General features: G+C 41.4%; 12 protein-coding genes. 6 read left to right on the top strand and 6 right to left on the bottom strand.

The genetic code is table 11. The features are described 5' to 3' along the window. Positions 1–281 (bottom strand): GAF domain-containing protein (locus VFM80_RS07945; protein WP_395071268.1); only part of this gene is annotated, 281 nt, incomplete at its 3' end. Positions 282–449: 168 nt separating this feature from the next. Here VFM80_RS07945 and VFM80_RS07940 point away from each other — a divergent pair. The 3 genes from VFM80_RS07940 (at position 450) to VFM80_RS07930 (ending at position 2,969) form a co-directional block, all read left to right on the top strand. After that, the gene (locus VFM80_RS07940) at positions 450–1,079 is read left to right on the top strand and encodes a MarC family NAAT transporter (RefSeq protein WP_395071266.1); all 630 of its coding nucleotides are present in this window, start codon (positions 450–452) and stop codon (positions 1,077–1,079) included. Next, positions 1,079–1,519 (top strand): DinB family protein, encoded by a 441-nt coding sequence (locus tag VFM80_RS07935; RefSeq protein WP_395071264.1) that lies wholly within the window; start codon positions 1,079–1,081, stop codon positions 1,517–1,519. Before VFM80_RS07940 ends, VFM80_RS07935 begins: the two co-directional genes overlap by 1 nt. 100 nt (positions 1,520–1,619) lie before the next feature. Continuing rightward, positions 1,620–2,969 (top strand): alanine/glycine:cation symporter family protein, encoded by a 1,350-nt coding sequence (locus VFM80_RS07930; RefSeq protein ID WP_395071262.1) that lies wholly within the window; start codon positions 1,620–1,622, stop codon positions 2,967–2,969. A gap of 120 nt (positions 2,970–3,089) precedes the next feature. On the opposite strand, the gene VFM80_RS07925 is transcribed toward VFM80_RS07930, so the two are convergent. Together VFM80_RS07925 and VFM80_RS07920 are read right to left on the bottom strand one after the other, a co-directional pair. After that, positions 3,090–3,848, bottom strand: coding sequence for a hypothetical protein (locus VFM80_RS07925; protein WP_395071261.1), 759 nt, complete (start codon positions 3,846–3,848; stop codon positions 3,090–3,092). A 16-nt stretch (positions 3,849–3,864) separates the two neighbouring features. After that, positions 3,865–5,106 carry a hypothetical protein gene (locus VFM80_RS07920; protein ID WP_395071259.1) on the bottom strand — a complete coding sequence of 414 codons (1,242 nt, stop codon included), beginning with the start codon at positions 5,104–5,106 and terminating at the stop codon, positions 3,865–3,867. Between the two features lie 339 nt (positions 5,107–5,445). Between VFM80_RS07920 and VFM80_RS07915 the strand changes: the two genes are divergently transcribed. Together VFM80_RS07915 and aat are read left to right on the top strand one after the other, a co-directional pair. Then, positions 5,446–7,863, top strand: coding sequence for a zinc-dependent metalloprotease (locus VFM80_RS07915; protein ID WP_395071257.1), 2,418 nt, complete (start codon positions 5,446–5,448; stop codon positions 7,861–7,863). Between the two features lie 143 nt (positions 7,864–8,006). After that, positions 8,007–8,591, top strand: a complete 585-nt coding sequence (gene aat, locus VFM80_RS07910) for a leucyl/phenylalanyl-tRNA--protein transferase (protein ID WP_395071255.1) — start codon at positions 8,007–8,009, stop codon at positions 8,589–8,591. Between the two features lie 168 nt (positions 8,592–8,759). On the opposite strand, the gene VFM80_RS07905 is transcribed toward aat, so the two are convergent. The 3 genes from VFM80_RS07905 to VFM80_RS07895 are packed head-to-tail and all read right to left on the bottom strand — an operon-like array spanning position 8,760 to position 11,275. Continuing rightward, the gene (locus VFM80_RS07905; protein WP_395071253.1) at positions 8,760–9,983 is read right to left on the bottom strand and encodes a hypothetical protein; all 1,224 of its coding nucleotides are present in this window, start codon (positions 9,981–9,983) and stop codon (positions 8,760–8,762) included. Between the two features lie 19 nt (positions 9,984–10,002). Continuing rightward, positions 10,003–10,683 carry an anti-sigma factor family protein gene (locus tag VFM80_RS07900; RefSeq protein ID WP_395071251.1) on the bottom strand — a complete coding sequence of 227 codons (681 nt, stop codon included), beginning with the start codon at positions 10,681–10,683 and terminating at the stop codon, positions 10,003–10,005. Next, the gene (locus VFM80_RS07895; RefSeq protein ID WP_395071249.1) at positions 10,676–11,275 is read right to left on the bottom strand and encodes an RNA polymerase sigma factor; all 600 of its coding nucleotides are present in this window, start codon (positions 11,273–11,275) and stop codon (positions 10,676–10,678) included. The genes VFM80_RS07900 and VFM80_RS07895 overlap by 8 nt, the downstream gene beginning before the upstream one ends. Before the next feature lie 118 nt (positions 11,276–11,393). Between VFM80_RS07895 and VFM80_RS07890 the strand changes: the two genes are divergently transcribed. Then, on the top strand, positions 11,394–11,719 hold a 326-nt coding region (locus VFM80_RS07890), incomplete at its 3' end, for a hypothetical protein (RefSeq protein ID WP_395071247.1).

Here is an 11,719-nt window from a genome sequence, read left to right as displayed (position 1 = left end):
GCAACAAATGTCTCATGACTGAGGGCAACCTGTCCACAGATACCTCTTCCATAGGGAATACGAGTATGATTGGTAGAAGGACCTACAAATGGACCCAGTACAAGCTCTTCTTTACCTTCCTCATCAGGAAGGTAAAATCCTACCCAGCTAAAAGTTTGAATTTCATCTGCCAGAAGTTCACAGATAGCAAAGAGTTTTTCGTTACGGGTTACATCCCGGTTTAAGATGTCTTCCGTGTCTGAAATCAATTGGTCGTAAGAAGTAAGTTGAACAGTACTCATAGGAAAATAATTTTTTAGTAGGATAGAAAATAAAATAATATATATGAACCAAAAGTTAAGCTTTGTTTAAAGCAAAAAACACAACCAAAATTTTGATAAAAAGGTGCGTATCTTTGGAGCCTTATGGAAGAATTTTTTAACCAAATAATACCTTTTTCAACAGTGTTTATGAGTATAGCAGCGCTTTTTTTTGCGAGCTTTTCATCTTTATTTTCTGTGGTCAATCCCTTTGCAGCTATGCCAGTTTACATTTCTTTAATGGAGGGACACACCGATGCTGAGAAAATTAAGACCGCCCGAAAAGCAACAACCTATATGTTTTTTGTGCTCATTACTTTTCTTTTAATTGGTACATACATACTCAGTTTTTTCGGGATCAGCCTTCCCGGTATTCAAATTGCGGGTGGATTAGTCATTGTGCGTGCAGGCTTTTCAATGCTGAATCCTGAAAATTCAGGCCGCAAACTCACCAAAAAAGATGAAGCTGCTGCGATGGAAAAAGAAGATGTTTCTTTTAGCCCTTTAGCTTTACCATTGTTGTCAGGACCCGGAAGTATTGCTGTTGTGATCGGCTTTGGTTCGGATGCCCAGGGTATCACCGATTATTTAGTTCACGGTGTTGCAGTACTTATGACAGTTTTAGTAGCCTATGGTATTTTAAGGGTTGCTCCAAAACTTGTCACTTATATTGGAAAGACCGGCATGACCGTTATTACCCGAATGATGGGTTTTATTGCCTTGTCCATTGGCGTACAATTTGTGATCAACGGTATTTCTAAATTTTTTGGGATTGGATAATGGAACTCGACATCTTTTTGGAATATGACAAGTGGGCAAACAAAAAAATATTTAAGTCAATACAGCAAGTAAAAAGCGAGGACCATAGACCAGAAATGCAGAAGCTTTTTGCACATCTTTTAGCTGCACAAAAAATTTGGATGGCCCGGATAACGGGAAAACCGACAGAACTTGGTATTTGGCCCGATCTCATTCTTCAAGAGATCGAAAAATTACTGAATGAAAATCCTTATCAACTTAAAGCACTGATCTCTGAAAAAGATGAGACCATTAGTTACAAGAATTCAAAGGGAGAACAATTTCAGAACTCTGTTGAGCATATTCTGATGCACCTTACCATACATGGGCAACATCATCGAGCACAGATCGCTAAATTATTAAGAGCTGCAGGAATCACCCCTCCCAGAACCGATTTTATCTTTTTTATTCGTACGATATAACAATTAAGCTCTCTATTTATTAGTTTCTTCGCTTAACGATAAATAAACGGACAAGACACTGGTACAGATCGAAGAATTTCTAGCGGCATTTTCATCCTTTATGTGGGGATACCCACTCGTCATTTTGCTTGTTGGCGGAGGGCTCTTTTTTCTGGTCTCATCCGGTTTCACCCCTTTTCGTTTTTTCTTTCACGCAGTAGATCTGGTGCGTGGCAAATACGACAATCCTGATGATCCCGGTGATATCAACCACTTTGAAGCGCTTTCGACTGCACTGGCTTCCACCGTAGGAATGGGAAATATCAGTGGGGTTGCAGTGGCTATATTTATGGGCGGTCCCGGCGCTTTATTTTGGATGTGGATGAGTGCGATTGTAGGTATGGCTACTAAGTTTTTTACCTGTACGCTGTCTATCATGTACCGAGGAAAAGACACTGAAGGTAAAATTCAAGGCGGGCCAATGTACGTGATCCGTGAGGGTTTGAACAAAAAGTGGATGCCGCTGGCCTATTTATTTGCCTTCGCAGGATTATTTGGGCCTCTGCCAATTTTTCAAACCAATCAACTGGTACAAATTTTAAGAGACCTCATCTATATCCCAAATGGATTAGTGGAAGCTGACAGCGCTTTCACCGGAAACCTGTTAACGGGTATTGCTTTAGTTGGTTTAGTATCGCTGGTAATATTTGGCGGTATTACCAAGATTGGAAAAGTTGCTTCCAAACTGGTTCCATCCATGGTTGTGATCTACGTGGTTTCAGTGCTCTTTATTTTAGCCGTCCACATAGGGGACATTCCATACTATTTAGGATTGATCGTAACTGATGCATTTACCGGCAAGGCTGTGATGGGTGGTGCGGTTGGCCAGTTAATAATCATAGGAGTTCAAAGAGCTGCATTTTCCAATGAGGCCGGGATTGGAACTGAATCACTGGCCCATGGCGCCTCAAAAACTAAAGAGCCTGTTCGGGAAGGTCTGGTGGCTATGATGGAACCTGCTATCGACACCCTTCTTGTTTGTACAATGACGGCTCTTGCGATCCTTGTAACCGGAGTATGGCAAACTACAGAAGCCAATGGTGTAACCCTTACATTAAATGCTTTTAACGAAGCTCTTCCTGCTTTTGGAACCTATTTATTGTTAATATCAGTATTCACCTTTAGCGTAAGCTCCATGCTCTCCTATTCCTATTATGGAACCAAATGTCTTGGCTTTATGATTGGTGCCAAGCGACAACATTGGTATAATTACTTCTATGTATTCTCGATTATTTTTGGAGCCGTTGCTTCCCTGGATGCAGTAATAAATTTAATTGACGGGATGTTTGCTTTAATGGCTGTTCCCACAATGATTTCAGCACTCTTGTTATCATCTAAAGTCCGCGAGGCTTCCAAAAGCTATTTTAAACGGGTTCGAAACGGAGAATTCACAGAGTATTTGAATAAGTAAATTTTACAAACATAGAAAAGGTGCGAAGATAGCCAAGATCTTAAATCGATCTTGAACCTTCGCACCTTTTTTTATTGAATAATTTTGTCTTGTTAAATAGGGAATTGTTATTCCTGTTTCCTAATCCACCCTTCGTGCGCGAACGCCGAAATCTACATTATCCTCAATCCACCCAATAAAGCGGTCTTGCTCTTTAAGCGATCTGTTTGGAATATAAATTGTAGAATCTTTCCAGGAGGTCATAACTTTGGCATCCTGAGTCCAAACCTTAACTCTGCGGCGGGGGACTTCTGTTTGCCAGCTTCTTCCTGTTGAGGCATCCGTATAAAGTAAACGAATGGTGATATTTCGTGAAAGCTTTTCTAAAGGAGAAAAGTCAAGGCTTCGGAAATCAGTAACTCCGTCCTTTGTTATGTCAGGAACTCCGTCACTCAGCATAACCACTGAAACCGGCCTTAAGATCAGGTTTTTATTTCTAATGGTTAAGGCTATTTGCTCAAAGAAAGCATTAAAATCGGTGAAACGATTTTGCTGGTCTTTCGGGAATATTTCGCGAAGCTTTTCCTCAATTTCTTCTACACTTCTGTTGTCAAAAGTTTGAATTGGGTAGAAAGTCTTGGGATCATTATTATCTGACCCACCGATAGAGCTTACAAATAACACATTCGGCTTTTCAAGTTCACCCATCCCATTCAGATGAGCATATATGTATTGAGAAAGGAATTCCAATGAATTATCAAAATATCCGCTTTCAACATATGAACCACTTATATCCACCCCAATAAACATTGAAAGACGGGGATTAGGTTCATCAGTGGTTGTGCATCCTGACAATGACAACGCTCCAAATAACAATAGAAATCGCATTACTTTAATCATAGATAGTCTCTTATCCTTAATTTGCGTTTGCTGTTTTACCGGAAGCTAATTCCACTTTTTCCTCTTCACGAGTATTCATTCTACCGGTATTAGTGAGGCTTTCCATATCTGTAAGCGGTAATTCAAACATGTGTTTTCCAGCCACCAGCAGGGTGCAAAAATTTATAGCGGAAGCTACTAATTGCAGGGGAGGCAACATAAAAGCGGCTATCAATTCATCTCCTTTTTCCTGAACCCAGTCAATGTTCTCTTTGATACCATTCATGTATTCATCGGTATCAAATATTTGGGCAGAAATTTTCTTTGAGGCCCCTGATGCTTCTTTACTTTTCACACTTTCAATGCCTTTACCCTGAATGATTGCCATAATTGTAGGCGTTCCATACGAGGCAAAGAGAAACCACGATAAACTTCGAATTCCAAACCACACGAAGGTTGAAATGGCAAGGATACCTAAAATACCTATCTGAAAGTCTTCCGCATACATTGCGAACCAAGGTATCAGTGCATCCACAAACTCTCTGTAAAGAAATAGTACCTCAACCATCAACACAATCACTTCGATGGCAGCAATACCAATGATCTGAGATATATTTTTTTCCTTTATCGAGTCTACAAATGTCGAGAGTACTGCATAACTACCCAAAACTATGAAAAAGAGAAAGGTAAATAGTGCTACCCTCATCAAAGTGACATCAATAGTCTCTCCGGTAATATTTGAAAGTGTATCTAATACAAGAGGTGTAGTTACATAGGTGAAAATAGTAGCCTCGATCAGCACCCAGAATATGGTTAGAAATACGGCGATCAATGGAATGGAAGAACCCGTAACCTTTTTCCCGGCAGTTCCAAGCAGGCGAAATGGCATCAGTAAAATAGTCTGCAATACCGCCATCACTCCGAGAACTAACATCTTTATCATTCCCAATAAATAAACGACCAGATAGAAAAAGAAATTGGCCAACCCTGCCCAAAAATAGGCAATAGATTTTCCAAGATCCCACCATGTGGCAAATAGAGAGAGTGTATATTCCTTCCGGTTATGCCTGAATATAATGGACAGAACCGTTGGTATGGTAACCCACGCACCTAAAATGAATGTCAGAACAGGTAATAGTAAAAATACCCGTTTTAATGACATAGCCCACATTGGGTCACTAGCTGCCCATGCAAAAGCCAAAAATTCTTCCTGAAAAAATGTAGGAAAAAGCAGAATTGAAAAAACAATCTTAGCTATAGTAGTTGTATCATTATTCATGTTGGTCAATTTTAGTTACAAATAACTCAGGTCTAACTTAATTTTCCCGAAATTGTTCGTCAGCTTTTAGTTTGTTGCTATAGAGTAAAAGCATTTTAAAGAACTTTTGTTACATTTTTTAATCTTTGTAAAAAATGACGTCCTCGTAACATGTTGTAGCTAAACAACTTACAATATTAGGGATTTGTCTCTTAAACTCTATCCTCATTTCCTTCTTTAGACCTGCCACCGCTGAAAATCCTGTTAAACTTTAACATTTTTCTTATCGCTTCATCTTTCGGATATTCTCTTAGTTACCTATTTAAAGATTCACCATTTATAACCCTCAAATTATATCCAATGAAGCGAGCGATACTATTCCTGCTAATGGCTTTTATTTCTGTTCAAGCTATAGCTCAACTTCCTGCCATATCTGAAAAAACAGAAGGACTCACTAAGACCGAAGGCTTTTTTGATTATTACTATGATGAAGCCAAAGACCAACTCTGGTTGGAGATCGACAAGCTGGATACAGAATTTATTTATGTGAACTCATTAGCTGCTGGAATTGGGTCCAATGATATTGGATTAGACCGGGGACAGCTCGGAGACACCCGCATTGTATATTTTGAACGCCGCGGACCAAAAGTACTGATGGTTCAGCCCAATTACGGATTTCGTGCTGAGACTGACAATGAGCTGGAAAAGAAATCAGTTCGGGAAGCCTTTGCCTCATCTGTAATAGCCGGTTTTGAAATTGCAGCAGAAGAAGATGGAAAAGTTCTTTTAAATATGACCGATTTTCTGCTTAGAGATGCACATGGGGTAACAAGTACTTTGCAGCGAACCAATCAGGGTTCTTATAACTTAGATAAAAACCGTTCTGCTTTGTATAAGGAAGCGATCATGAACTTTCCAAAAAATACTGAATTTGAGGCCACGCTGACTTTTGCAGGTAATAATCCGGGTGGATATGTTCGGTCGGTAACACCAACCCCGGAAGCCATCACGGTTCGTCAGCATCATTCTTTTGTAGAACTTCCGGATGATGGATATGAAAAACGTGAATACGATCCCCGCGCCGGATATTTTGGAATTACCTATCAGGATTATGGCACGCCTATTGATGAGCCGCTCATAAAACGTTTTATTTCCCGCCACCGACTGGAAAAGAAAAATCCCGAAGCAGAACTTAGTGAACCTGTTGAACCGATCGTGTATTATCTGGATAACGGAACTCCCGAACCGGTCAGAAGTGCACTCCTTGATGGAGCCCGTTGGTGGAATGAAGCGTTTGAAGCCATCGGTTATAAGGATGCGTTTATTGTGAAGGTGCTCCCTGAAGATGCTCATCCGCTAGACGTTCGCTATAATGTGATTCAATGGATCCATCGCTCAACCCGTGGATGGTCGTACGGTTCTTCGGTTCGTGATCCGCGTACCGGCGAGATTATCAAAGGTCATGTGTCGCTCGGTTCACTCCGTGTTCGTCAGGATTATTTGATCGCCGAAGGACTGCTTGCACCCTACGCCGATGAATCTCAGGAAAACACCTTGATGCAGGAAATGGCGCTGGCCCGAATTCGTCAGCTTTCAGCCCATGAAATTGGCCATACCATCGGGATCGCCCATAATTTTGCAGCCAGTGTAACGGATGATGCTTCGGTGATGGATTATCCGCATCCCCAACCTAAAATTGTAAATGGAGAGATTGACCTTTCTGATCCGTATGGTGTGGGAATAGGAGCATGGGATAAGATGGCGGTTGCTTACGGCTATCAGGATTTTCCGGAAGGAACCGATAAAGAAGCTGCTTTGAATGAGATTCTGTACGATGCTTACGATTCCGGGTTGAAGTATATTTCAGACCAGGATGCTCGTCCGCAGAGTGGAGCTCATCCTTATGCGCATTTATGGGAATTCGGGGATGATCCGGTTGCACAGCTTCCAAAGATCATGGAGATTCGCGAAACTGCATTGGAGAATTTTGGGGAGGCCAATTTAAAAACAGGACGTCCTTTAGCGGAGTTACAGAATGTTTTAGTACCGATCTATCTCTTCCATCGTTATCAAGTAGAAGCTACCGTGAAGTTGATTGGCGGATTGGATTACACCTACAAAGTAAAAGGAGATAATCAGGCTTATCCTGAAATTGTAGATCGCGCTACACAGGAAAAAGCATTGAATGAAATGCTGGCAACTATCTCCCCGGAAGCATTGGCTTTACCGGAAGATCTGCTGGAGATCATTCCTCCACGCCCTGCCGGGCTCGGATATTCCAGAGAGCTTTTCAATGGGAATACCGGTCCTGCAATTGATGCATTGGGAATCGCCGAAACTGCAGCTGATCTGCCTGTTAGCTTGATCCTGAATCCTGATCGTGCAAACAGACTGGTGGAATACTCTGCAAGAACAGGTAATCTGAGCCTGGAGACAGTATTAGACAGATTGATACAAGTGAGTTGGGGCCAAGACTCTCCCGATGGTTATTTAGGAGCGGTTCACCGTACCGTAAAGCATGTGGTATTGAAAAATGGGATCGAGTTGGCCGCATCCAACAATGCCAATCCGGTTACTAAGGCTGTGGTCTTTAACAAACTCGCTGATCTTAAAATGCAATTGTCTCTCAATATGAATGAAGACCCGGACAGTAAGTACGGAGTTCATTTGATTGACCAGTTCCTTGAAAATCCAGAAGAATTTGAAGTCGAGGATGCCCCGGCACCACCTCCCGGCTCGCCAATTGGAAATGATGTGATGTATTATTGTGAGTTTTAATAAAAGTATTACAGTGCGAGAGTGTTAATTTGCGAAAGTATTAACGTGTTACAGTACGGTTTACTCTATCTATAACACGTTAACAAATAAACGCGGATACCCATTAACACCATCGCACTAAAAACTCAAACCTAAAGTATGCTATGCGCATCTTGCCACCCGAAAACCTTTTGGAAGCCTACGCCCAGGGCATTTTTCCCATGGCGGAAAGCAAAGATGCTGAAGATGTGGATTGGTACACCGCCCGAAAGCGGGGAATTATTCCCATAGGAAAATTTCACGCCTCAGATAATCTGGCTCGCGTCATCCGGCAGCAAAGATTTGAGATTCGGGTGAATCATAATTTCAGGGAAGTGGTAACCCAATGCGCCAACCGGGAATCAACCTGGATCAATGATCTTATCATCAACTCCTTTGATGTTTTGAATCAGTATGGAAATGCCTGCAGCGTAGAATGTTATAGGGGTGGAGAGTTGGTTGGCGGACTGTACGGCGTGAAATTACAGGCTGTCTTTTTTGGAGAAAGCATGTTCAGGAAACAAAAATGGGCGGATAAAGTAGCGCTGTATTACTGCCACGAGATCTTAGAAAAGAACGGCTTCCTGCTTTGGGATACCCAGTTCTATACCGATCATTTGGCTCAATTCGGCTGTGTAGAAATAGATGCTTCTGAATACGAGCAAATGCTGGGTGAGGCTCTGAATAAGGATTGTGAGTTTGTTTTGTAGTGTTAATGTGCCAAAGTGTTACCGTGTTAAAGTGTTATAGTTCACTCTATCTGTAACACGGTAACACTTAAACACGGATGCACTTTAACACATAAAAAAAGCCACCCCGGAACATAAATCTTAGACTTACCTCCGGAGCAGCTTCTTGGATAGGATACCAATTACACTTTAATATTCGGTAATGGTTACAGCATTTAGAGCCTCTTGTCGGGAAATTTGTCCGCGGTCGAGTTGCTCGAGCGTTGATTTCTTAAGCTGAAAATTAACTTGGGCAGGCACCAGATCCCTGTGATCCGTAATATTCGCCGTGACGATTAAAAATTGGTCGCTTGTCAAAGAATTTAAGGTTCTGCCATAATCCACCAAGTATTGCTTCATTTGATCTACTAAATTCTGATACTCCGCTTTAACTGTGTCTTCACGTTTTTCTCGAGCTTCCTTAATTTTCCGGGCTGATTCTTCAGCCTCGTCAGAACCCGCTTCCCCAAAACTTGTTATGGCTCCAAAAGTAAAAGACTGAAGACCATGTCCACTATGCATATCAAGCGTATAGTGTACGCCAAATCCATTTATATTTGTATATGAAAGAGAATTTGAATTAATGAGATGAAACGAATCTCCGTCTCCTTCTTCAAAGGCTGTATTCAAAATATTGGCCATAACTTCTAGATCCATCTGTTCCTTCTCTTCTCCACTTTCTTTAGATATAGAGAGACGGCTCTCAAAGTTATCCGATGACAGGCTTCCATTTTTGAGAGCTATTAAATCTCCCGTTTTTGCTGAAACAGTAATAACCGGAATTTGTTTGACCTCTTCATTTTCTTGTGAGTCTCCTGACCTGTTAAAAATTCGAAGCTGAGGTGCACTCTCTTTTCTTTCACCATACACAATGGTTACTTGTTCGTCTTCTTTGAGTTGCCCAATGGTTGGAGCATAGTCTTTAAAAAACTCTGTAATTCTTGTGATCACCGTTTCCTCGGTAACTTGGCTGTCACCCGAATTATCATCAGAATCATAGTAAAATGAGATGCTCGGTTCACCACTATCTTTAATAACTGAAACGGCTGAAATATTCCGTGAAAGCAAATATGGTATTTTAAAGATGATACCATATCCCGGTATATAATTGCCGGAAACCTGGTTAGACCTGGCTCCAAAAAGACTTGCGGATACAAACCCCGATCCAGATACTTCCCGGACTTGGAATGAACTGTTTGAGCTCGCATTTGTAGTATTTGATTTAGCCTCGATCTTAAAAAGCTCATTCAAAATACTTTCCATAATCTTGATATCCCGGTTCATCCGGTTGGCATCAAAATTCTGCGCAAAGGAAAGGGGAGACAGCAAAAGTGTCATCAACCCAATGAGTAGTGTGTGTTTCAATGTTTTCATAATGTATTCCTGTATAAATTTAATTTCTGGTGCTTACCGTTTGTATGAGTTCGCCTAAAACCTGATCAGTTTGCCTGAATCGGTCGTAATACACTTCCTCCATATTGTTGATTCCGGAGCTGATAAATTGTAAATCATCTCTGCGCTGCTGTTCAACATAATTCGCAAAGTTGATAAGCGTTTGCTCCAGCTTCTCATCCTGAGTTTGCTTTACGGCCTGAACCGCTTCGGAAACCATCAGCGCATTTTCTTCTCTCATTTGCTGAAGCAGATAATCCACTTGCTCGGCTGTAAATCCCTGTTGAACAACTTCCTGTTGTTCACCGAAAGCAAGTTCAAAGCCGTTTTCATTGATGGAAATATTCATTTTGGTGTAGGCTCCCATAACCACAAAAAGGATGAGGACTGAGGCCATCGCAAATCCTGCACGGCCAAATCCACTTTGTGGGATCCAGCTCTCGATAAGTTCATTCCACCAATCCTGAAATCCGGATCTTTCCGGCTCCACCATTACGATTTGTTCAGCGGGATCTTGGACCGGCAAATGCTGAAGCATACTTCTCACATCCCAAAGTTCATCCAGTTCTTTCTTCAGCTCCGGGCTTTGAGATAAAAATGTTTCTAATTCTTTTCGTTGATCTTGCTCCAGTTCATCATACAGATAATCCATGAAGAGCGATCGGGCGGTTTCTTTATTCATAATCAAACACCTCTTTGTTGATATTCCATGAGTCGAACGTCTTTTTGAGGGCGCTCAACCCATAATACAATCTTGACTTTATTGTGTTTTCGGGTTCATCTAAAATTTCGGCTATTTCTCTGAAGGTCAGGCCTTCATATTCTTTCATGATCACCACCACGCGCTGATCTACCGGCAATTGAAGGAGTGCTTTGTGAAGCAGCACCAATCCCTCATTTCTTAAAATCGTGCCATCGGCGGGAGTCGCGGTTTCGGTTTGCGGGGCTACTTTGAGCGCTTCGTAAGAAGTGGCTCGCTTTCGCCCTACTCGTTTCAATTCATCCAGGCACAAATTATTGGCGATAGTGTACAGCCAAGACCCAAATTTATTAACATCCTCCAGCGTATGTAGTTTGTGATACGCCTTGATGAAAGTTTTCTGAGTGATCTCGGCGGCGTCATCGGAACTCGCAAAAAATCGGTACGCAAAGTGATGAATGCGATCTTGCCATCGTACCACCAGCTTGTTAAAAGCCCGGTGATTTCCACCACGAAAATCCTGTACCAGTTGTGCGTCTTCCATTCGTTCGTTTTGTCGAGATCCCGAGTTCATTCTGTCCTTAAGACGAGGGAAGGTTGAATATAGTTTTAAAAGAAATGAAAGTTGAGCGTTGAAAGTTGATAAAGTGATGGTGGTTTGGTAATCTATTTTGGACTGATTAATTTTTGATATGGCATTACGATACAAAAGAAATAGTCATCTAGAGCGGCTTCACAAAATCCTCAATTTTGGGATTGATGATGCAATTCCTACCCCTTTTTATTTATTTCCCGATAGTGTCGGCTCTATAAGTATTTTAGTTGCTATAGTTTCTACACCTGTTATTTTATGGACACTTTTCAGATTAAAGAGATACGGCTGGCTCCTCTCCTTTTTTCTTTTCATTATGCTACCATACATTGCCATCTACTATTTTATCCCGCATTCGTCTTGGCACTTTGTATTAATGATCATTCCACTGGTGTTCCTCTTCATCTATTATTTTATACTACGCCT

This window comes from Gracilimonas sp. (assembly GCF_035704785.1).
Taxonomy (GTDB): domain Bacteria; phylum Bacteroidota; class Rhodothermia; order Balneolales; family Balneolaceae; genus Gracilimonas.
This window is presented reverse-complemented; position numbering and strand designations above follow the sequence as displayed.